At 68.5% G+C, this 19722-nt stretch carries 19 protein-coding genes and 1 tRNA gene; 7 read left to right on the top strand and 13 right to left on the bottom strand.

Annotated elements, in window-relative coordinates:
- Positions 1-281: 281 nt before the first annotated feature.
- Genes ACFWIW_RS17065 through ACFWIW_RS17055 form a run of 3 tightly spaced genes read right to left on the bottom strand, consistent with a single transcriptional unit; the run spans position 282 to position 2630 of the window.
- Entirely contained in the window at positions 282-1187 is a 906-nt protein-coding gene (locus tag ACFWIW_RS17065; RefSeq protein WP_378369320.1) for a M56 family metallopeptidase, read from the bottom strand.
- On the bottom strand, positions 1184-1546 hold the full coding sequence (locus ACFWIW_RS17060; protein ID WP_378369319.1) for a BlaI/MecI/CopY family transcriptional regulator: 363 nt from the start codon (positions 1544-1546) through the stop codon (positions 1184-1186). The genes ACFWIW_RS17065 and ACFWIW_RS17060 overlap by 4 nt, the downstream gene beginning before the upstream one ends.
- Before the next feature lie 37 nt (positions 1547-1583).
- On the bottom strand, positions 1584-2630 hold the full coding sequence (locus ACFWIW_RS17055; RefSeq protein ID WP_378369318.1) for an NlpC/P60 family protein: 1047 nt from the start codon (positions 2628-2630) through the stop codon (positions 1584-1586).
- 516 nt (positions 2631-3146) lie between these two features.
- Here ACFWIW_RS17055 and ACFWIW_RS17050 point away from each other — a divergent pair.
- Together ACFWIW_RS17050 and ACFWIW_RS17045 are read left to right on the top strand one after the other, a co-directional pair.
- Positions 3147-4196, top strand: a complete 1050-nt coding sequence (locus tag ACFWIW_RS17050) for a PLP-dependent cysteine synthase family protein (protein ID WP_378369317.1) — start codon at positions 3147-3149, stop codon at positions 4194-4196.
- Positions 4193-5425 carry an MFS transporter gene (locus ACFWIW_RS17045; protein ID WP_378369316.1) on the top strand — a complete coding sequence of 411 codons (1233 nt, stop codon included), beginning with the start codon at positions 4193-4195 and terminating at the stop codon, positions 5423-5425. Before ACFWIW_RS17050 ends, ACFWIW_RS17045 begins: the two co-directional genes overlap by 4 nt.
- Here the strand turns inward: ACFWIW_RS17045 and ACFWIW_RS17040 are convergent.
- Genes ACFWIW_RS17040 through ACFWIW_RS17030 form a run of 3 tightly spaced genes read right to left on the bottom strand, consistent with a single transcriptional unit; the run spans position 5404 to position 7018 of the window.
- Positions 5404-5970: a vitamin K epoxide reductase family protein gene (locus ACFWIW_RS17040; RefSeq protein WP_378369315.1), complete on the bottom strand. Its 567-nt coding sequence runs from the start codon at positions 5968-5970 to the stop codon at positions 5404-5406. The two genes, ACFWIW_RS17045 and ACFWIW_RS17040, sit on opposite strands and share 22 nt — an antisense overlap.
- Complete coding sequence (locus ACFWIW_RS17035) at positions 5967-6635, bottom strand: DsbA family protein (protein ID WP_378369314.1); 669 nt, start codon at positions 6633-6635, stop codon at positions 5967-5969. Before ACFWIW_RS17035 ends, ACFWIW_RS17040 begins: the two co-directional genes overlap by 4 nt.
- A gap of 56 nt (positions 6636-6691) precedes the next feature.
- The gene (locus ACFWIW_RS17030; protein ID WP_378369313.1) at positions 6692-7018 is read right to left on the bottom strand and encodes a hypothetical protein; all 327 of its coding nucleotides are present in this window, start codon (positions 7016-7018) and stop codon (positions 6692-6694) included.
- 118 nt (positions 7019-7136) lie between these two features.
- On the opposite strand from ACFWIW_RS17030, the gene ACFWIW_RS17025 reads away from it, so the two are divergent.
- The 3 genes from ACFWIW_RS17025 to ACFWIW_RS17015 all read left to right on the top strand — a co-directional run bounded on the left by ACFWIW_RS17025 (position 7137) and on the right by ACFWIW_RS17015 (position 9543).
- Positions 7137-7490 carry a VOC family protein gene (locus tag ACFWIW_RS17025; RefSeq protein ID WP_378369312.1) on the top strand — a complete coding sequence of 118 codons (354 nt, stop codon included), beginning with the start codon at positions 7137-7139 and terminating at the stop codon, positions 7488-7490.
- 104 nt (positions 7491-7594) lie between these two features.
- Positions 7595-8398, top strand: coding sequence for an endonuclease/exonuclease/phosphatase family protein (locus ACFWIW_RS17020; protein ID WP_378369311.1), 804 nt, complete (start codon positions 7595-7597; stop codon positions 8396-8398).
- The gene (locus ACFWIW_RS17015; RefSeq protein ID WP_378369310.1) at positions 8395-9543 is read left to right on the top strand and encodes a family 43 glycosylhydrolase; all 1149 of its coding nucleotides are present in this window, start codon (positions 8395-8397) and stop codon (positions 9541-9543) included. Before ACFWIW_RS17020 ends, ACFWIW_RS17015 begins: the two co-directional genes overlap by 4 nt.
- Before the next feature lie 48 nt (positions 9544-9591).
- Here the strand turns inward: ACFWIW_RS17015 and ACFWIW_RS17010 are convergent, their stop codons facing one another.
- From ACFWIW_RS17010 to ACFWIW_RS16995, 4 genes are all read right to left on the bottom strand, one after another.
- On the bottom strand, positions 9592-10191 hold the full coding sequence (locus tag ACFWIW_RS17010; protein ID WP_378369309.1) for a VOC family protein: 600 nt from the start codon (positions 10189-10191) through the stop codon (positions 9592-9594).
- A gap of 155 nt (positions 10192-10346) precedes the next feature.
- Positions 10347-10420: transfer RNA gene (locus ACFWIW_RS17005), tRNA-Pro, on the bottom strand.
- A gap of 139 nt (positions 10421-10559) precedes the next feature.
- Positions 10560-11729 carry an alginate lyase family protein gene (locus ACFWIW_RS17000; protein WP_378369308.1) on the bottom strand — a complete coding sequence of 390 codons (1170 nt, stop codon included), beginning with the start codon at positions 11727-11729 and terminating at the stop codon, positions 10560-10562.
- Between the two features lie 133 nt (positions 11730-11862).
- Positions 11863-12879: a lactonase family protein gene (locus tag ACFWIW_RS16995; protein WP_378369307.1), complete on the bottom strand. Its 1017-nt coding sequence runs from the start codon at positions 12877-12879 to the stop codon at positions 11863-11865.
- 42 nt (positions 12880-12921) lie between these two features.
- Here ACFWIW_RS16995 and ACFWIW_RS16990 point away from each other — a divergent pair, with 42 nt between their 5' ends.
- Positions 12922-13629: an SDR family NAD(P)-dependent oxidoreductase gene (locus ACFWIW_RS16990; protein WP_378369306.1), complete on the top strand. Its 708-nt coding sequence runs from the start codon at positions 12922-12924 to the stop codon at positions 13627-13629.
- A 66-nt stretch (positions 13630-13695) separates the two neighbouring features.
- On the opposite strand, the gene ACFWIW_RS16985 is transcribed toward ACFWIW_RS16990, so the two are convergent.
- The 3 genes from ACFWIW_RS16985 to ACFWIW_RS16975 form a co-directional block, all read right to left on the bottom strand.
- The gene (locus ACFWIW_RS16985) at positions 13696-15912 is read right to left on the bottom strand and encodes a glycosyl hydrolase family 18 protein (protein WP_378369305.1); all 2217 of its coding nucleotides are present in this window, start codon (positions 15910-15912) and stop codon (positions 13696-13698) included.
- Between the two features lie 268 nt (positions 15913-16180).
- The gene (locus ACFWIW_RS16980) at positions 16181-16960 is read right to left on the bottom strand and encodes an enoyl-CoA hydratase/isomerase family protein (protein ID WP_378369304.1); all 780 of its coding nucleotides are present in this window, start codon (positions 16958-16960) and stop codon (positions 16181-16183) included.
- A 36-nt stretch (positions 16961-16996) separates the two neighbouring features.
- A complete protein-coding gene (locus tag ACFWIW_RS16975) occupies positions 16997-17887 on the bottom strand; it encodes a PaaX family transcriptional regulator C-terminal domain-containing protein (protein WP_378369303.1) in 891 nt (296 codons plus the stop codon).
- 147 nt (positions 17888-18034) lie between these two features.
- Between ACFWIW_RS16975 and ACFWIW_RS16970 the strand changes: the two genes are divergently transcribed.
- Positions 18035-19672: an ABC-F family ATP-binding cassette domain-containing protein gene (locus ACFWIW_RS16970; protein ID WP_378369302.1), complete on the top strand. Its 1638-nt coding sequence runs from the start codon at positions 18035-18037 to the stop codon at positions 19670-19672.
- Positions 19673-19722 lie beyond the last annotated feature (50 nt).

Below are 19722 nucleotides of genomic sequence, written 5' to 3'. Positions count from 1 at the left end.
AGTACGGGAAGTGTTCCTCATTCGACGTTACGACAAGGGGATACCGGGCGAATGCCGCCATTTGAGTAGCGCCGGGAATTCGCCTTTCCGGCGCAATGGAATGGCGGCACCTCACTCTTGTGAGTGGAAACTGCACGTTTTGCCGTCCCCGATTCCCTGACCGCCGAACGACTCTCCGCGACGTGCGTACGTCCGTTCGGGAAATCGGCGTCCATGGCCGGAAAAGGCGGATCACCTGAAGGTGTCCCCGTTCGTCCGCATCGGTGACGAACGCGTTTCTTTCACCAGCAGGAAATGAGGCCGGCCGTGAACATCAGGCCGACGGTGAGCACGGGCGGGGCGAACAGGGCCAATGTCCCGCCCGCGACGGCCCGCACCCGTTCCGGGAATCGCGACGGTCCGCTCGGGTGGCGCGCCAGCCAGTGCAGCCGGAGCGCCGTGTCGCTGTCACCCGCATGGACCGACAGCAGCGCCGAGCGCACGGTGTCCGGCCCGTGCCCGGCCGCGGCCGCCCGGTCGGCGGCCAGTTCGACGAGCAGCCGGACCGCGCCGGGGAGCTCGCGCATGAGCGGGACGAACCGCAATGTGCGGCCGAGTGTTTCGGCGCAGCCTGCCAGGAAGTGATGCCTGCCGCGCAGATGAGCGCGTTCGTGGGCCAGCACCGCGGCCAGTTCGCGGGACGACAGCCTCCCGGCCAATCCCTCGCTGGCGACGATCAGGCCGTCGCGCCCGCCGAGGCTGTAGGCGATAGGACGGTCGTCGGGTAGCCACAGGGTCGGCCCGGGGCGTGCGCCGGACAGCCGGAGCACGTCGAGATGGCGCCGGTGCAGCAGCGAGCTGCGTTTCCGTCGCCGCGCGGTGGACAGCGCGAGCCGGGCCGCCGCGATCGCGACCGTGGTACCGGCGAAGGTCCCGGCGGCCGGATCGAGGCCCGGGAGGCCGCTGTGGCCGACGGCCGCCCAGCATTCGTGGAGGATCCGGGTGATGGCCCCGGCGGGACCGTGGTCCGGCAGGACGAGGAGCAGGACGGCGCCGAGTGTGCCCGCGAGGACGCCTGCCGCGGTCAGCAGCCACCACGCGAGCGCCGTGCCGGGGCTGATCCCGCCGGCGGTCAGCCTGCCCAGCAGCCGGGGTGAGAACCAGCCGGTCACCACCACGCCGAACAGGAGTACCGTCGCCAGGATCATCGTTTGCGGGGCTTCCGTCGCAAGGCCCGCCGCAGGATGTCCGACTCCTCTTCGGTGACCGAGCGCGCGAAATGCAGCAGGACGGATTCCCGGTCTTCCGAGGCGTCGAGGAGTTCGCGCAGGCTTTGCGCGGTGGCTTCTTCGCGGGTCGCCACGGCTCGGTAGCGGTACGCGCGATTCTCCATTTCGCGTTCGACCCATTCCTTGCGGTGCAGGTTGTCGAGCACCGTCATCACCGTGGTGTAGGCGAGATCGCGATCCCGGTTGATCGCCTCGAGCACCTGGCGCACCCGCAAGGGTTCCGCCGCGTCCCAGAGCACGTCCATCACCGACGCTTCGAGCTCGCCCAGCCGTTGCATGACACCTCCGCCGGGAAGGATACTGTGCCGCCTCCGCTCAGCCGACGACGCGCCGCGCGCCCATGAGGTGCCCGTCGCCCTTGACCGAACGGACGTCGACGAGCAGGCCCTCGGTCGGCGCGTCGACCATCTTGCCGCCGCCGACGTACATGCCGACGTGGTGGATGGCGCCGGGATCGCCGGTGCCGTCGTCGTAGAAGACGAGGTCGCCGGGGACGAGCGCGTCCAGCGGCACGGCCTTTCCCACGGTGTACTGCTGACGGCTGGTACGCGGGAGGGAGATGCCCGCCTGCTTGTACGCCCACGACGTCAAGCCGGAGCAGTCGAATTCGCTCGGCCCGGTGGCGCCCCATTCGTACTGTGAGCCGCGTTTGGACAGCGCCGCCTGCAGTGCGTCGTTCGCGGCGCCGGGCGGGCCGAGATAGGAGCCCTTGTCCTGGACCTTGCCGAGTTTCGCCTTGTCCGCGGCCGGTAGCGCGCCGAGTGCCTGCCGCACCTTGGTGATCTGGTCGTCGAGGTCCTTCTTGCGGGTGCGGACCTGCTCCAGCGCCACCGTCGCGTCGTTCGCCGCGAGCTGGGCGGTTTCCCGCGCGTCCGCCGCCGTGGCGCGTGCCGCCTGGGCCCTCCCGAGCGCGTCACGCAGGCCGTTCAACGCCTTGGCCTTCTCGTCGGCCAGGACCGACAACGCCGAGGATCGATCGAGGAACTCCTGCCTGCTAGCACTGTCGAGCAGCAGGACGGCGTTGCCGAGCCGCTCGCCGCTCATCGCGGATCGCGCGATCGCCTCGACCTGGGGCCGGAAGCGATCGATCGCCGACTGGGCCTGCGTGAGGTCTCCGTCGGCCCGGCCGAGGTCCGCCGTCGCCTGGTCGCGCTCGGTCTCGCGCGTCTTCAGCCGGTCCTGGGATTCCTGCAGGTCCTCGTCGGCCTTGGCCGCTTGGGCGCCGAGTTCCTGATAGCGCCGCATCGGATCCTGGCCGTCCGGCGCCGGTTGCGCGCTCGCGGGAAGCGCGCCGAAGCCGAGGAGCATGAGGGCGGCGGTGGCGGCGAGGGGATGCCGCGACGAGCGCCGATAGGGGGTCACGGGTACCGAATCTCCTGTCGAGCAGGGTCAACTATCGCGCTTAGTAGTACGGGGACGGTTGTGAGCGCGCGGTGAAGTCCTACTAAGACGGCTAGTACTACGACTCATGGGAGATTTGCTACGGTGGAAACCGTGAGTGTCTCTCCGGCTACTCTTCGTCGGCTCGTGGTGGCTTTGCTGCTGCTGGTCGTGGCGGGTTCGGGAACCGCCGTCTGTCTCGACGGGCACGTCCAGGCAGCCGCCACGTCGGCTTCGCATGACTGCCCGCCGCGCGAGGGACACGCGCACCCCCGCTCGCTCTCCGCCCTCGCCGTGCGGAGCGAGGAATCTCCCGCCACACCGGACCTTCCGACTCTGGCGTCGCGCGTGCTTTCGCCTGTGCCGCAAGAGAAGACCCGTCTTCGTCCAGCCGGCCGAAGCGGCTGCCGGATACTCGTCGAACTGTGCGTTTCCCGGACCTGACAAGCCTCGCACCGTCCTTGTCCTGTCCGCACAGCACAGAAAGACGAATCCTCGATGAACGCTGTCCTGCCCCGGCACGCGGCTCTGGCCGTCGGCAACACGCCCGTGCTCTGGATCGACGAACGACTCACCGGCTCCGGTAAGGGTTTCTGGGCCAAATTGGAGGGTTTCAACCCCGGCGGCATGAAGGACCGTCCCGCGCTGCACATGGTGGGAGCGGCCAAGGCCCGCGGCGACCTTGCCGACGGCGCGACGATCGTCGAGTCGACCAGCGGGACACTCGGGCTCGGCCTCGCGCTGGCCGGGATCGTCCACGGGCATCCGGTCACCCTCGTCACCGACCCCGGGATGGAACCGATCGTGCGGCGGATGCTCACCGCGCACGGCACCCGCGTCGACCTCGTCACCGAACCCCATCCAGAGGGCGGCTGGCAGCAGGCGCGCCGCGACCGGGTCCGGCGGGTGCTGGCGGAACAGCCCGGTTCCTGGTGCCCCGACCAGTACCACAATCCGGACAACGTCGACGCGTATGCGGGCTTGGCCGAGGAACTGGCCGCACAACTGGGCCGGATCGACGTGCTGGTCTGCTCGGTCGGCACCGGCGGGCATTCGGCCGGGACCTTCCGGGCGCTGCGGCGGTATTCCCCGCAGCTGCGCCTGATCGGCGTGGACACCGTCGGCTCGACGATCTTCGGCCAGCCCGCCACCACCCGGTTGATGCGCGGACTGGGATCGAGCATCCATCCGCGCAACGTCGACTACGACGCGTTCGAGGAGGTCCACTGGGTCGCCCCGGCCGAAGCCGTGTGGACCTGCCGCCGACTCGCCGCCGCCCAGTACGCGACCGGCGGCTGGAGCGTCGGCGCGGTCGCCCTCGTGGCCGCCTGGCTGGCCCGCACGCACGATCCGGACGTGCGGATCGCCGCGATCTTCCCGGACGGCCCCCAGCGCTACTTCGACACCGTCTACAACGACGAGTACTGCGCGGCACACGGGCTGCTCGACGTGGTCCCGGCCAGGGAACCGGACGTCATCGGACATCCCGGCGAACGGGTGGTGGAACGCTGGACCCGGTGCCGCACGATCGTGGATCCCGCGCTGTGACCGGGTTCGCCGAACGGTTCCGCTCGTTCGACCGGCCCAGCAAGGTGTTGATGGTCAACCAGTTCACCATCAACGTCGGCTTCTACATGCTGATGCCGTACCTGGCGGGCTACCTTTCGGGTCCGCTGGGGCTGGCGGGCTGGGCCGTCGGCCTGGTACTGGGCGTCCGCAACTTCTCCCAGCAGGGCATGTACCTCCTCGGGGGCACACTGGCCGACCGGTTCGGCTGCAAACCGCTCATCGTCGCCGGATGTGTGCTGAGAACGGCGGGTTTCGCGTTGTTGAGCGTGACTTCGTCGTTGCCGTCGCTGATCGTCGCGTCCGCGGCAGCCGGATTCGCCGGGGCGTTGTTCAATCCGGCGGTCCGCGCCTATCTGGCCGCGGACGCGGGGGAGCGGCGGCTCGAAGCCTTCTCGGTGTTCAACGTGTTCTACCAGGGCGGGATCCTCGCCGGGCCGGTGGTCGGGCTGGCGCTGACCGCCGTCGACTTCCGGCTGACCTGCCTGGTCGCCGCCGCGGTCTTCGGCGTCCTCACCGTGGTGCAGGTGCGAGCGCTGCCCGCGCACGAGAACGACCGGGACCGCTCCTCGGTCTGGGTGGACTGGCGGATCGTCGTGGCGAATCGGTCCTTCCTGCTCTTCGCGCTGGTGATGATCGGCTCGTACGTGCTGTCGTTCCAGACCTATCTGGCGCTTCCGATGGAGGCCCGCCGGATCACCGGATCGGAGACGTCGGCGACCGTGCTCATCGCCGGGTTGTTCGTGCTCTCGGGCGGCCTCGCGATCGCCGGGCAGCTCAAGATCACCGCCTGGTTCAAGGACCGGTGGCCGCCCGGCACGTGCCTGGCCGCGGGCATGACGTTCATGGCCGCGGCCTTCCTCGCGCCGCTGACCGTCGCCAGGGCGGGACCGGTCGTCGCGGGAGCCGGGTTGCTCGTCTCCGCGGCCCTGCTGGCCGTGGGGACGGTCGTCGTCTTCCCGTTCGAAATGGACACTGTCGTGCGGCTGTCCGGCGATCGGCTCGTCGCCACGCATTACGGCTTCTACAACACGATCGTCGGCGTGGGCATCCTCCTCGGCAACCTGTTCACCGGCACCGTCTTCGACCTCGCACGCCGGGCGGGCCTCCCGGAGTTCCCGTGGCTCGCCCTGACGGTGATCGGCGCCGTCTGCGCCTGGGGATTGCGTGGTCTCGACCGGAGCCGCCTTCAGACGAGCGTCGTCCAGTAACTCCAGAAGGCCTGCAGGACCGCGACGGTGATGGCGGCGTACCAGAGCACGAGTACCACGCTGTGGTACCGGAGCGCCGCCTTCACCTCCGGTCCTTTGTGGAGGTTGTGCAGGGTCGTGTACCAGAAGACGGCGATGGTCACCGCCCACACGACCATGCAGTAGGGGCACAACGCACCGATGACGTACAGGCTCTGGACCATCAGCCAGTGCACGAACACGACACCGAGCGCCGAGCCGATCTGGAGGCCCAGCCAGTACCACCGGGGGAGCCGTGCTCCGCCGAGCAGGACGACCCCGGTCGTGACGACCACGCCGAAGCCGGCGATCCCCAGCAACGGATTGGGGAAGCCGAACAAGTCCGCCTGCGGAGTCTTCATGATCGAGCCGCAGCTGAGGACCGGATTGACACTGCAGGTCGGGATGTAGGAGAAGTCCTTGAGCAGCTTGATCTTCTCGACGGTGAGGACGAAGGAGGCCAGTAGCCCGATCGCCCCGCCGGCGAGCAGCACCCACGGCGTCACCCGGACGGCGAACGGCTTCATTTCGCCAGTTCCCGGTCGATGACCGCCTTGAGGCCCTGATAGGACGGCGAGCCCGAGAACTTCACGCCGTTGACGAAGAACGTCGGTGTGCCCTCGACACCGATGTTCGCGCCGTCGGTGCGGTCGGCCAATACCCGGCCGAGCGTGACCTGGTCGTCCAGCGCGGTCTCGAAGGCCTTCAGGTCGAGGCCCAGCTGCCGCGCGAACCCGAGGAAGGTATCGCGGTGGGAGACCTGCTGGTCGCCCCATTCCGGCTGTTTCTCGAACATCATGCGGTACATCGGTTCGAGCTTGCCCTGCTTACCGGCGGCTTCCACGGCTCGGGCGGCGAGTTCGGCGTTCTGGTGGCTGGGGATGGGGAAGTAGCGCAGGACGAAGGTGACCCGGTCGCCGTACTCGGCGCGGAGCCGTTCGACGCCGGGGAACGCCGCGCCGCACGCCTCGCATTCGAGGTCGAGGAACTCCACGACGGTCACCCTGCTGCCCGGCGGGTCGGAGAGCCGATGGCTGTCCGGCCGGACGAGGATCGACGCGGGTACCACCGGAGGCGCGTCCGCCTGCGCCGCCGGGGTGTCTTCACCCAGGTTGGTGAAGACCAGCAGCGCGGCCACCACCGCGATCACGACGGCCACGACCGTCAGGGAAACCTTGGTGTTCTTGGTCATTCTGTTGTGTCCTCGGCTCGGTTCCGGCAACTGAAAACGGCATGGTGCTTCGCCGATCAGGTACGGGAAACGCAGAGCCGGACGAGTGGTGGAGTGCTCGTCGAACACCTCGCCGGCGAAGACGGCGGCACTCCCGTCTCAGGGGGCCGATGGTGCCGGACGAGCAGGAGGAGCACGGCGAGCAGCGCCACGCCGATACCTGTGAGGTCGTCGAGGTGGCTGTCCGGAAGGGGTTCCTCCGGGCCGGTGACGTGGGTCGCTTCGGCGGCGACCAGGGGAGCGCAGGGTGAACCGGCCGCGGCGGCGCCGTCACTGCACAGCGCGCCCTGCAACAGGGCGACGGCGGTGAGGACGGCCAGCACGGCGAAAAGCCGTGCGGTCATCCTCACTGTCCTTCTGCCGGTCACGGAAGCAGGGTAAAGGTGACCTTGTAAAGCCGAGGCGAACTCGGACAAAACGACCTAGAGTGGTCGGCGATCCCGAGTGGAAGGACGATCCGCCTTGCCGGCCTTCAAGGATGTCTACGCGGTCTTGCCGGTCTCGGACCATGCCGCCGCGGTCGCCTGGTACGAGCGGTGGATCGGGCGGAGGCCCGACACCGAACCCATGGAAGGTGTCGCGGAATGGCGGATCGCCGGGAGCGCGGGCATCCAGGTCGCCCACGACCCGGAACCCGCGGGCAAGAGCACCGTGGTCATCGTCGTCGAAGACATCGACGAGACCGTCGGCGACCTCGCGGAGCGCGGCGTGGAATGCGGCCCTGTCCAGGACTTCGGTTTCGTCAAGCTGACGGAGATCGTGGATCCCGACGGCAACAAGGTCACCTTCGTCTGGGAGAACCCTTCGCCGGAATGACCGGGCCAATTCTTTCCGGAAAATGACGGCATCGCGCTTGCCGTTGCCCGTGGCGGGCCGCCGATGGTCCGATTCCCTCCGTCATCGACACTGGAGGGAATTCCATGAAGCATTCGAGGCGCAAGGCTTTCGCGCTGGCACTGCTCGTTCCGCTCGCCTCACTCGTCGCGGTGCCCAGCGCTGAGGCCGCGACCGAGCGCACGATCAAGGTCGTCACCTACAACGTGGGCGACGCGGGCGGGCTCAAGGCCGACCTGGTCCGTCTCATCGAGACCGAACGTCCCGCCGTCCTGGGCCTGCAGGAGGTCGCCGACCGCGAGGACGTCGTGAGGGAGGCCGCGGCGGCGACGGGCTATGTCGCCATCTACGAGACGGACCGCCGCGCGATCAAGCACAACGCCATCCTGGTGCGCGGCAACATGACCATCACCGGCCACGGTGCCGGCGAGATCTCACCCGCGTCCAAAGTGGACCCGTCCACGCCCGGTACCGGCCCCGCCGAACCCGGTGACTGCGGTTGCTGGGTGCCACCCAAGTACGTCAACTGGGTGCGGGTCGGAGGTGCGGGCTTCGAGTGGGTCGTCGGCGTCGTGCACCTCACCCCGTCCGCGCAACGGTTCGACCTCAACCGCGAGCTGCACAACCTCCAGGTCCGCAACACCGCGGACTGGTTCTCGTCGCGGGTGGCCGAACCGATCGTCATGGGAGACTTCAACGCCGAACCGGGTTCGGACCTGATGGCCGGGCTGCGGCGCGTGGCCGACCCCTACAGCGCGCCGAGCCACGGCACCAGGTCCATCGACCACGTGTGGGCGAAGAAGGATTCGACCGGCTCCGCGGTGGACGCCCTCGGCGGCTACGGGAGCGATCACCGTCCGGTCCGTGCCCGTGTGACGGTGACCCGATGATGCGGCGCGCCCTGATCGCCGTCCTGTGCGGCATCAGCCTCCTGGCGGCCGCGCCGAGCGCCACGGCCGAAACCGGGCCTCGCGACGAGTCGCTTGACTTCCGGTTCCCCGCGGCGGATCTGATGCGGATACCGGAGACGAACACCTACGTCGCGGTCGGCGCGAGCGTCGCGGGCAGGAAGCTTCCGTACACGAAGGTCGAGTTCAGCGGGGGAACCTTCCAGCGCCGGGGTGCTGTCGACGGAGACGCCTGGGACGGCGTCACGTTCCCCGCGGGATACTGGGCGAGACCGGACTCTCCACTGTGGACACCGGCACTGTTCGCCCATCAGGAGGACGGCCGTGTCGTCTACTACGTGTTCTACAGCGCGGCACTGCCCGGCTCCGAACCCGCCGGACAGGCGAAACACTGCATCGGCTACGCGACCTCGTTACGCCCCACGGGCGGGTTCGTCGCCAACGCCGATCCGCTGTTCTGCCCGGATCGCGGATGGGCGATCGACGCCGACGTGAGCAGGGGACAGGGTGAGGTCTGGCTGACCCTGCGCAACGGTGCTTGGACGCAAGATCGCGTCACCGCCCTGGGTGCCGCCAAACTGGACTTCGACCGGCCCCGTCACGTGCGGCGGATAGCGGAAGCCGACGCGAAGAAGCTCATCGACAACGCGAATCTCGAGTGGACCCACCACAACAGCCCGTCCGACGACGTTCTCACGATCGAGAATCCCAACGCCGTCCGCATCGACGGGGACTGGTACCTCTTCTATTCGGGGAACAACTGGTACGCGAACCGCTACTCCACCGGCGTCGCCTACTGCGGAACCGCGCTGACGGACAACCGGTGCACGCCGATGGCGGAGCAGCGCGCTTACTTCTCCTACGCGCCCGATCCGGACGGTGAGCCGCGGTTCCGGCCGGGGCTGCCGGACAAGTTCCGCAAGAAGAACCTGCCGGGCAACAAACGGGGTCCCGGCGCGTTCAACGCCTTCCAGGCGCCCGATGGGTCGTGGTGGGCTTCGTGGAACTACATCACCGACGCGAGCCCGTTGCCGCAGGAGGATCCTTCTCCGGAACGGCGGAGCCGGATCGCCCGGCTGGCGAAGACCGGCAGTGGGGCCACGGCCGAGTTCAGTGTGAGCTGGTGAGGTGAGGCGGGTCTCCGTTGCCGCGGAGACCCGCTTTCCTCAGCGGTTTCAGCGCACCAGGATCTCGCCTCGATCAGTGGCGATCCCCGCGGCCACGAGGCGTGGCTCGCCACCGGCCATCCGCAGTGGCACATCAAGCTCGCCCACCCACTGCCGAAGGCTGGACTCGTCGCCGCCGACTTCCAGAAACGTCACCCGGCCGGGCGCGCAGTCATGTGCGGCCTCGAAATAAGCGCTTTGCCATCCCGCGACGCGGTCTACGCGAGCGATGTCGTATTCGATGAAGAACGGCCGACCTTGTTCGACCTCGCCGAGCAAACGCCAGCGCCCGGTGTCCCCGCCGTCCAACGGCTCGATCCCCAGAACCGCGGCGCGGGAGTCGAGATCTTCCGGCTCGATCGCCCAGGTGAACAGGCGGTCTCCCGCCGCGGTGACGGCGGCCAAACGCGCCGCGGCCTCGCTCGCGCCGGCGTCGGTGGCGGTGACGAGTTCCAAGTACAGCGGTGGCTCTAGCGGAACCACCGCGTTGGAGACACCAGGGACCGGCGAACCGCCGGGTACAGTGCCCAGGCCCCACTCGCGACGGAACCGCTCCGCCGCCGCCTCGAGATCGCGTACCCCCAAAAGAACATGATCAAGGAAGTTCATCCCGCGAACGTTAGCGAGGCGGCCCGGCTCGACACCACGCGCGCAGTGGGCGGTGTCACACCAGGTCGAGGCCGTATCCGGTCCGCAAAGTGAACCGAACACGAAAGAGCCCCTGACCTGTACCTGAGGTACAAGCCAGGGGCTTCGTCTTCCGGTCGGGCTGACAGGATTCGAACCTGCGACCCCTTGACCCCCAGTCAAGTGCGCTACCAAACTGCGCCACAGCCCGGACCCGCGCTCCGTGGAGTGCGATGTGAGTACTTTAGCGGGTCCCGAACAGGGGGTTGCAACCAGGGGTCACTGTGTGTCTGAACTGGGAAAACGGTCCGTGAGGGCCGCCCTGCCGCATTCGGGCGGCCCCCACGGGGTCACTGTGGGTTGCCGGCGTGCGTGAGGGTCTGCCAGGCGACGAACAGGTGGTTGGTACCCGCCGGGCGCTGGCGCAGGGTGAGGGCCTCGGTGTTGCTCATGGTGTGCCCGAGGCGGGTGTGGAGGTGGTTGTATCCGACTTCGGTGATCGGGCCGAGGCCGAGCTTCAGGCTGCCGCCGCACAGCCACGACGGGACGGCGGCGCCCATCTGGTACTTCGCGTGGAAGCCGAGGCCTTCGCGGAGGCGGTCGGCGATCTCGGGGTAGAGGTCCTGGCCTTGGATGCGGGTGGTCTCGGCGAAGTCCGCGATGGCGGCGAGACCGTAGCCGGTGTGCGTGAAATCCCGGCAGGTCTCCTGGGAGAGGCCGTTGACGAACGTCGTCTGGCCCTGCCAGTACTTCACGATCTTGTCGCGGGTGTCCAGGCCGCTGCCGGGCGCGGTCTTCGGGAGCGCGCCGTCGCTGGTCAGGTAGAGGTAGGCGGGGACGCGGGTGCGGAACTTCGCGACGGCCTTGTCGTAGGCCGTCTTGTCGTCGAGGAACACGGCGATGCCGATCGCGGCCTCGGTCATGCTGAGTTCCCAGTTCCCGTTGCTGTGACTGCCGTTGATCACCTCGGGCAGGTACACGTTCCGGAGCATGGTGCCGAAACGGCCGGAATTCGGCCAGCTCGTGTAGGTGTGTTTGATGATCTCCGCGGCGCGCGGCCACGAGGAGGCCGACCACGCCGATTGCAGGGGAGCGTTGCTGTTCGTGTGGTCCTTCAATACCGCGGACCAGGCGTCCATGATCTCGATCGCCTTGGCCGCGTATTTCGCGTTGCGCGTGATGTACCACGCCAGTGAAAGGGAATACGCGGCGATCGCGTCTTGCCGTTCATCGGTACAGCCGATGTTCGGATTCGAATAGGAACCGCATTCGACGATGGCGCGTGGTTTCGGTGACCGGGACAGTGAGGCGTACGAACTCGAAATCATCGCGTCGTAGGCCTGTTTCCAGGGTTGTGCGCCGGCCTGCACCTTGGCGCGGACGAAGTCCAGTTGCGGGCGGCTGACCAGCACGCCGGGATGGGTGAAAGTGGCGGGCGCGGCCTGAGTGGGAGCGCTGAAAAGACCTAGCGCCAATGGGACGAGCGTTGCCAGGGCGAGCAGTTTCCTCGGTAGGGACATGGTTCTCCTCGGGCGGGTGTGAGCCAGGTCACCGGCGGCGTGCGGTTCAGTGTCATGGTCTGAACCAGTTGCGTCAAGACCTTTATTCGCCTCGAAAAGAAAGAAGTCCGCTCCGTTCAGCGGGCTGAACGAATCAGTGCGGCCAAAGACCGACGAAGGACGGGCTCCCGACCGGATAACCGCCGATCAGGCGCCAGGTCGCGCGTTCGTAGACCTGGATCGCGTCACTGCTCTGTGCTGCGACATAACAATGCTCGCCGACGAAGGAGAAGTGCCGGGGCCATTCGCCGGTGCCGTGGTCGGCCACGGCCACACCGTCGTAAGTGAACTCCGTGATCCTTTCCGGCCCCCGGTTCGACAGGAACAGCCGTTCGTCGTGCAGGACGAGCTGCGCCGGGAGGTTGTCTCCGCCCGGTTCGAGCGTCGCCGGAACGGAGTTCTCCACGACGAACGTGCCCGGCGGCTCTTCGCGCACCGTCACCAGCGACGCGGCCAGTTCGCCGACGACGTACGCGTGGTTCGTACCGGGACGCCGGACCAGTTGCCGTGGGCCGGTCCCGGCGGGCAGCGTCGACACCGACACGGGGATCAGGTCGCCCTCCTCGCCGAGGCGATAGCTGCGGATCTCGTCGGTGCCCAGATCGACCGCGCTGACCAGCGTGCCGGTCTCGTCGACGACGGCCATGTGGACGTGCGCGGCTTCCTGCCGTCCGGTGTGCGGGCCGCTGCCTTCGTGCTGGACCAGCGCGGTCCGCACGGTGGGCACCCCGTCCGGGCCCAGCGCGAACGCGGCCAGGCTGCCGCCGCTGTAGTTGGCGCACAGCAGGAACCGGCCGTCCGGGGTGACCGACAGATGGCACGGATCCGCCCCGCCGGTCGGCAGCGAGTTCAAGGCCGACAGGGTCCCGTCCTCGGCGACCGCCACGGCGGTGACCGCGCCTTCGGCCGTCTCGTTGACGGCGTAGAGCACCGGAAGGGTGGGATGCGGCGTCAGCCAGCTCGGCGAATCCAGTTCGAGCGAGCCCGCCGGGGTCAGCTCCCCGGTCCGCGCGTCGCGCCAGAAGGTGCCGATGCCCTCGCCCTTGCCGTTGCTCGCGGCGGTGTAGGAGCCGACGATGAGCAGAGTCCGGTCGTCGTTCGCAGAAGTCACGAGGCACACTGTGCAGCAAGCCGACGTGGAGGTGAATCCCTTTTGACCACATCCTGCGCGATCGTTTCGGGAGCGGCGTCCGGTATCGGCGCGGCGACCGCCGCCCGCTTGGGCGCGGCGGGCCACACCATCGTCGGCATCGACATCACCGGGCAGCCCGGACTCCGGCACAGCGTCGTCGGCGATGTATCCGAGGAGGACACGTGGCGCCGGGCCGTCGAGCTGGCGGAAGAGACGTGCGGCGGGGTCGACGTCCTGGTCAGCAACGCGTTCACCTCGGTGATGGCGCCGCTGCACGAGCTCGGCAGGAAGGACTGGGACCGCCAGCTGGACGTCAATCTGGCGGGCGCGTATCTCGGCGCCAAGACCTGCCTGACGTCGTTGCGGGAGCGGCGCGGATCGATCGTCCTGGTCTCCTCGGTGCACGCCATGATCGGCCTGCCCGGGCGGCCCGCCTACGCGGCGAGCAAGGGAGCTTTGGTGGCGCTCGCCCGTCAGCTGGCCGTGGAGTACGCGCCCGACGTCCGCGTGAACTCCGTGCTGCCCGGCCCGATCCTCACGCCGGCCTGGGACAAGGTGGACGAGGCCGATCACGCTCGCGCGGTCAAGGCCACCCCGGCGGGGAGGCTCGGGGAGCCCGCCGAGGTGGCCGAGGTGATCGCCTTCCTGGCCTCGCCCGCGGCCTCGTACGTCACGGGGACGCAACTGGTGGTCGACGGGGGCTGGTCCGCGACCAAGGACTCGGTCTAGGCGAGGGCGCAGTTGCGCTCGTGAGTGGTAAGGACGGTTCTAACCGTCCTTACCACTCACGAGGCGTCACTTCAGCGAGTTGTCCACTGTGGTCATGAGGGATCCGGTGTCACCGGACATTTCCCAGGCCATGACCCCGAGCAGTCCTCTCGTCTTGAGCCAGGCGACCTTCTGCTGGATGGACCAGGCGTCGTCGAAGGTCCACCATTGCCCGCCGTTGCCGGTGTAGCACGACGTGGCCACGGCCGCGGTGTCGTGCTGGACGGCGCAGTTGGGGACACTGGCCAAGAGATTCGCGTAGCCACGAGTACCTGCTTCCTCGGCGAACTGGCCTGGCGCGGCTCCCGTCGCGCTCTGCCATTCGCCCTTCTTCCCGCCGTCCGCGACCCCTTGCCAGCCTCTTCCGTAGAAGGCGAGCCCGAGGGTCAGTTTCCGTGGATTGGCACCGGCTTCGGTGTAGGCGTTGATCGCCGACTCCACACTGAACTTGAAGTTGTACGGATCGTCCGCGTCGGCGTAGAGGTTCCCTTGATGGCCGGTGCGGTTCGGCTCCCACGAGTTGTCGCTGCCCGAGCCGTGGAAGTCGTAGCCCTGCACGTTCGCGACGTCGAGGTAGTCGAAGATCTTCGGGATCTCCCAGCCGCCCTTCACCTTCGCCGGGTCGGCGGGGGTGAACGCCTGCAGTTCGTACCGTTTGCCGGTGGTCGCGCCGTAAGCGTCCATCTGCGTGCGGAACTCGGCCAGCAGCGCGGTCAGGTTCGTCTTGTCGTTGGCGCTCCAGTGGTTCCCGGGATGCCCGTCGGGGCTGCCCGGCCACTCCCAGTCGATGTCGATACCGTCGAAGATGCCCGCGGCCGTGCCCGGCCCGCCGGCGCCGCCATACGGCTTCACGTTGCCCTTCAGGTACGTGTCGATGCACGAGGCGACGAACTTCTGCCGCGACGCGGGAGTGGCCGCGACGTCGGAGAAGTACTTCGAGTAGGTCCAGCCGCCCAAGGAGATGAGCACCTTCAGGTTGGGGTACTTGGCCTTGAGCTTCTTCAGCTGGTTGAAGTTGCCGCGCAGCGTCTCCCAGCCGGTGTCGCCGACACCGTCGACGGACTGGGCCGCGGACATCGGCCGCGAGTAGTCGGCTTCCGCGTCGCCCGCGCCGTCACCCTGGTTCGGGTCCTGCGGATTGGACGTCGTTCCCTTGGTGACACCCGAAAGGCAGGTGTGGTTGACCGGGTCGATGTTCCCGAAGGCGTACAGCAGATGGGTCAGCTTGGCGGCCGACCCGTTGGTCACCAGGTTCTTGACGAAGAACTGGCGGCCGTAGATACCCCACTGGACGAAGTAACCGACCCGGGCGTACCCGTTCACGATGTCGCCGGTGCGAGCGCTGACGGCGGCGCTCGCCGCGGAGACGTTGTCGTACCCGTCACGGGCTTTGACCGTGAAAGAGTACGAAGTGGACGGTGAAAGCCCGGTCACCGTGGCGGTCGTCCCGGTGACGGTGGTGGCGAGGGTCGTGCCGCGGTAGACGTCGTAGGAGACGACGCCGGTGTTGTCGGTGGAAGCGTTCCACGCCAACGAGACGGAGCCCGAGGTGACGGCGGTCGAGCGGAGGTTCGACGGCGCGGTCGGCGCCTGGGTGTCGTCGCTCGGGTTGTTGGTGGTCACCGCCAGCGCCGGGGTGGGCGGGGACTTGGCGTCCTTGCGGTCCTTGGCGACGACGGTGAAGCTGTAGGCCGTGTTCGGCGTCAGCCCGGTGATCCTCGCTTCGGTGCCGGTGACCGAGGCCGCCAGTGTGGTGCCCTGGTAGACGTCGTAGCCGACGACGGGCAGCGAACCGGGAGCCGCGGCGTTCCAGGCCAGCGCGGCCGTCGTGGTCGTCTTCGCCACGAGCCGCAGGTTGGCAGGCGTCGACGGCGGTGCGTCGCCCGAGCCGTCGCAGTTGGCGTCGTCGATCCGGCACGTGGTCGGGGTGACCGCGGAACTGAGCTGGAACGACGGGCTGTAGGGATAGGTCGAACGGCCCGGCGCGAGCGACTTGATGTAGAACGCCGGGGTGAGGGTGACCTGGTTGCCCGACTGGGAGACCGTGGCGTGCGAGCCGCTCGTGGCGGTCACGCCGGCGGGCACGGTGAAGGTGATGGACCAGTCGGCGACGGTTTCGCTGCTGGGGTTGGTGACGGTGTATTCACCGGTGGTGCCGGCCAGGGTGAAGGCGGCGCGGAGGCGGCCCGCCGCCAACGCCGGATTACCCGCGGCCACGAGGAGCCCGGCGGCGAGGAGTGTCACGGTGAGTGCGCTGAGTAGTCTTCTTCTGGTGCGTCTCATGGCGGTTCTCTCCAAAAGAGGCGGCGAGACTGACCTGCTCTGCAATGGCGCGTGTGGTCTAGACCACAGATGAATGTAGCGCGGAGCGCATAAAAGGTCTAGACCGATTCGTCGGTCGTGAACCGCCCTGTCGTACGCCTGGCGGAATCCGGCGCCGGATCCGTCTGGACGAACGAAAACCGCGGCGTCGCCCAGGGCGACACCGCGGATTCGAAGTGGTGCGGAAGGCTCAGCGGCCGGTGAAGGTCGCCTTGCCCGGGCCGTCGGCGAGGAACGACTTCACCGCGCCCCGCAGGTCCTCGGTGTCGAAGAGCCCGGCGGCGATGGTCGTGATGTGCTCGTTCGCCTCGGCGACACCGCCGTGCTCGTAGTGCTCCAAGACCTTCTTGGTGGCGGCGTGCGCCCGCGTCGGCCCCTGCGCGAGGTCGATCGTGAAGGCGCGCACGGCCTCGTCGAAGCCGTCCGCCGGGAACACCCGGTTGACCACGTTCCAGCGTTCGAGCGTCGCGGCGTCGTAGGTCGCGCCCGTCATCACGAACTCCTTGGCGCGGCCGACCCCGGCGCGGGCGGCGAGCCGCTGCGTGCCGCCCATGGTCGGGGTCAGGCCGACGACCCGTTCGACCAGGCCGAATTTGGCCTTCTCGCTCGCGAGGATGATGTCGCAGGCGACCGCGACCTCGAACGCCCAGGTGAGGCACAGGCCGTGGGCGGCGAACACGGTGGGGAACGGGAGTGCGGCGATCCGGTCGGGGATCGCCAGCATCTCGTCGAAGAGCACCTTCGCCTCGGTGGCGCTCGACTGGGCGTCGAACAGGGAGACGTCCACCCCGCCGCTGACGATCTTGCCTTCGGCGCGGATCAGTGCCGCGCGCGGTGGCGTGGCCTCCAGTTCGCCGATCGCCTCGCCCAGTTCGCGCTGCAGTTCCGCCGTGTAGAGGTTCAGCGGCGGCGAAGCGATGGTCAGGACGGCGAGGTCGTCTTCACGGTCGAGGCGGATCGAGGTGGCCAAGGCGGGTTCCCTCCGGTGGGTCGGTTTCCCGTGACCCTAGCCCGAGGTCGCCGCGAGTTCGTCCCATTGCGCCTGTGCTTCCGGTCGCCATTCGACGTGTTTGCGGTGGAAGAGGTCCGCCGCGCGCACGCCGCTCCAACCGTCGGGGAGAAGTTTTAGCGGAAGGCGTGGATCGAGGAACGGGAAGCTGCGCCATTCGTGTACGAGTTCGGTCTGCGCGCGCAGTACGCCGCGTTCGCCGGAAGGACGCAACCCGGTGAAGCGGTCGATGAAGTCCTCGTAGCGGTCCTTGAGTTCACTCAGGTCCCAGGAGCGCGCGACCATCGTCTCCTGGTCGCCGACGTCGCCGTAGGCGGCGGTGAACGACATCGCCTGGGCGTCGAGGCCGAGTTCCTGCACGATCTGCTGGGCCTCCCGCTGGCGGCTGAGGTCGGGGCTGACCCAGACACCCGCCACCGGTGAGCCGAAACCGGCCCACGTGAGGCGCGTGCGCAGCCTGTGCCGGAGATCCCGTTTCGCCTCGGGGACCGAGACGATCAGCATCAGCCAGCGGTCGTCCCAGGCCTTCTCCTCGTTGCCGAAGGCGTAGATCCGTTCCGCGCCTTCGGTCAGGAGGCGCCTGCCTGGTGGAGTGAGCGACCAGCGCACTCTTCGTCCGACGCGTTCGGAGACCACCCAGCCCTCGGCGGAGGAACGGGCCAGCGCCTGCCGCGCGGACTTCTCTTCGATGTCCAGCACACTCAGCGCTTCGACCAGCGTCGACGTCCAGATCGCCTGATCACGGGGCAGGACGTACTCGCCGAGGATCGTCATCAGCAGCGACCGCGCGCTGGCATGACCGACTTCCCGCCGCCTGCTCAATGTCGGCCTGCGAGTACCGCCTTTCTGCTGGTGGACGACGGGGACCGGGGTGGCGGAGTCCGCCATTTGCTGTCACCGACCTCAATGCTCGGGGGATTCGTTCGGGTCCAGAAGAACAACCAGGTTACCCACGTTCCGTGATCGCTTGGATACTTGCCACTCTTCCGAGGGACCACGAGCTGTTCAATCGGTCCCCGTAGACTTACCGATCTCATGAGCGCCACACTCGTTGCCAAGAATCTCGCCGCCGGCCACGGCGACCGTGTTCTGTTCTCCGGTCTCGACCTGGTCGTCGCCCCGGGCGAAGTGATCGGTCTCGTCGGCGTGAACGGCGCGGGCAAGTCGACCCTGCTGAAGACCCTCGGCGGCCTCGTGCCGCCGGAAGAGGGCAGTGTCCGGCTGAACCCGCCGACGGCCACCGTCGGTCACCTCCCGCAGGAACCGGAACGTCGCGAGGGTGAGTCCGTCCGCGCGTTCCTCTCCCGGCGCACCGGCGTCACCGCCGCCCAGGCCGCGCTCGACGCCGCCACCGAGGCGCTCACCGCGGGCGAACCCGGCGCGGACGACGCCTACGGGCTCGCCCTCGACCGGTGGCTCGCGCTCGGCGGGGCGGACCTGGACGACAGGGCGGGCGAGGTCGTCGCGGATCTCGGGCTCACCGTCAACCTCGACCAGCCGATGCTGTCGCTCTCGGGCGGGCAGGCGGCGCGCGCCGGGATGGCCTCGCTGCTGCTGAGCCGGTACGACATCTTCCTGCTCGACGAGCCGACCAACGACCTCGACCTCGACGGCCTGGAACGGCTGGAGCGGTTCGTGACCGGGCTGCGCGCGGGGACGGTGCTGGTCAGCCACGACCGGGAATTCCTCGCCCGCACCGTGGACCGCGTCGTCGAGCTGGACTACGCGCAGCAACAGGTGCGGACCTACGGCGGCGGTTACGAGTCGTATCTGGAGGAGCGCGCCGTCGCGCGACGGCACGCCCGCGAGGAGTACGAGGAGTACGCGAACACCAGGGCTTCGCTCGAAGCCCGTGGTGCGATGCAGCGTTCGTGGATGGAGAAGGGGGTCAAGAACGCCCGGCGCAAGGCCACCGACAACGACAAGGTGGGCCGCAAGTTCCGGAGCGAGGCCACCGAGAAGCAGGCGTCGAAGGCACGCCAGACCGACCGCATGATCGAGCGGCTCGAAGTCGTCGAAGAACCGCGCAAGGAATGGGAACTGCGTATGGAGATCGCCGCGGCGCCCCGGGCGGGCGCGGTCGTGGCGACCCTGCGTGGCGCGGTGGTGCGGCGGGGCGAATTCACCCTCGGCCCGGTCGACCTGCAGATCGACTGGGCGGACAAGGTCGCGATCACCGGGGCCAACGGCGCCGGGAAGTCGACGCTGCTCGCGGCGTTGCTCGGGCGGGTCCCGGTCGACGAGGGCGCCGCTTCGCTCGGTTCCGGTGTCGTGGTCGGGGAAGTCGATCAAGCGCGGAAGCTGTTCCTCGGCGACCTTCCGCTCGTCGAGGCGTTCGCCCGGGAGGTGCCGGAACTCGCCGACGCCGACGTGCGCACGCTGCTGGCGAAGTACGGGCTCAAGGCCTCGCACGTCCTGCGGTCGGCCGCCACGCTGTCGCCGGGGGAGCGGACCCGGTCGGCGCTGGCGCTGCTGCAGGCGCGCGGGGTGAACCTGCTGGTGCTCGACGAGCCGACGAACCATCTCGACCTGCCCGCGATCGAGCAGCTGGAGTCGGCGCTCGCGGAGTATCCGGGGACGCTGCTGCTGGTGACGCACGACCGGCGGATGCTGGACGCGGTGGCGACGACGCGGCGGCTGGAAGTGGCCGACGGCAAGGTCACCGAACTCTGAGCGGCCTGGGCCTCGTGAGTGGCAAGGACGGTTAGAACCGTCCTTGCCAC

The organism is Amycolatopsis sp. NPDC058340 (assembly GCF_042723975.1).
Lineage (GTDB): Bacteria > Actinomycetota > Actinomycetes > Mycobacteriales > Pseudonocardiaceae > Amycolatopsis.
Note: the sequence above shows the minus strand (reverse complement) of the source record. Positions and strands in the feature narration are given on the sequence as shown.

Excerpts from the sequence above, each read along its gene's own strand:
- ACFWIW_RS17065 (WP_378369320.1), bottom strand. The coding sequence starts at position 1,187 with ATGATCCTGGCGACGGTACTCCTGTTCGGCGTGGTGGTGACCGGCTGG.
- ACFWIW_RS17060 (WP_378369319.1), bottom strand. The coding sequence starts at position 1,546 with ATGCAACGGCTGGGCGAGCTCGAAGCGTCGGTGATGGACGTGCTCTGG.
- ACFWIW_RS17050 (WP_378369317.1), top strand. The coding sequence starts at position 3,147 with ATGAACGCTGTCCTGCCCCGGCACGCGGCTCTGGCCGTCGGCAACACG.
- ACFWIW_RS17040 (WP_378369315.1), bottom strand. The coding sequence starts at position 5,970 with ATGAAGCCGTTCGCCGTCCGGGTGACGCCGTGGGTGCTGCTCGCCGGC.
- ACFWIW_RS17035 (WP_378369314.1), bottom strand. The coding sequence starts at position 6,635 with ATGACCAAGAACACCAAGGTTTCCCTGACGGTCGTGGCCGTCGTGATC.
- ACFWIW_RS17030 (WP_378369313.1), bottom strand. The coding sequence starts at position 7,018 with ATGACCGCACGGCTTTTCGCCGTGCTGGCCGTCCTCACCGCCGTCGCC.
- ACFWIW_RS17020 (WP_378369311.1), top strand. The coding sequence starts at position 7,595 with ATGAAGCATTCGAGGCGCAAGGCTTTCGCGCTGGCACTGCTCGTTCCG.
- ACFWIW_RS17015 (WP_378369310.1), top strand. The coding sequence starts at position 8,395 with ATGATGCGGCGCGCCCTGATCGCCGTCCTGTGCGGCATCAGCCTCCTG.
- ACFWIW_RS17010 (WP_378369309.1), bottom strand. The coding sequence starts at position 10,191 with ATGAACTTCCTTGATCATGTTCTTTTGGGGGTACGCGATCTCGAGGCG.
- ACFWIW_RS17000 (WP_378369308.1), bottom strand. The coding sequence starts at position 11,729 with ATGTCCCTACCGAGGAAACTGCTCGCCCTGGCAACGCTCGTCCCATTG.
- ACFWIW_RS16975 (WP_378369303.1), bottom strand. The coding sequence starts at position 17,887 with ATGGCGGACTCCGCCACCCCGGTCCCCGTCGTCCACCAGCAGAAAGGC.
- ACFWIW_RS16970 (WP_378369302.1), top strand. The coding sequence starts at position 18,035 with ATGAGCGCCACACTCGTTGCCAAGAATCTCGCCGCCGGCCACGGCGAC.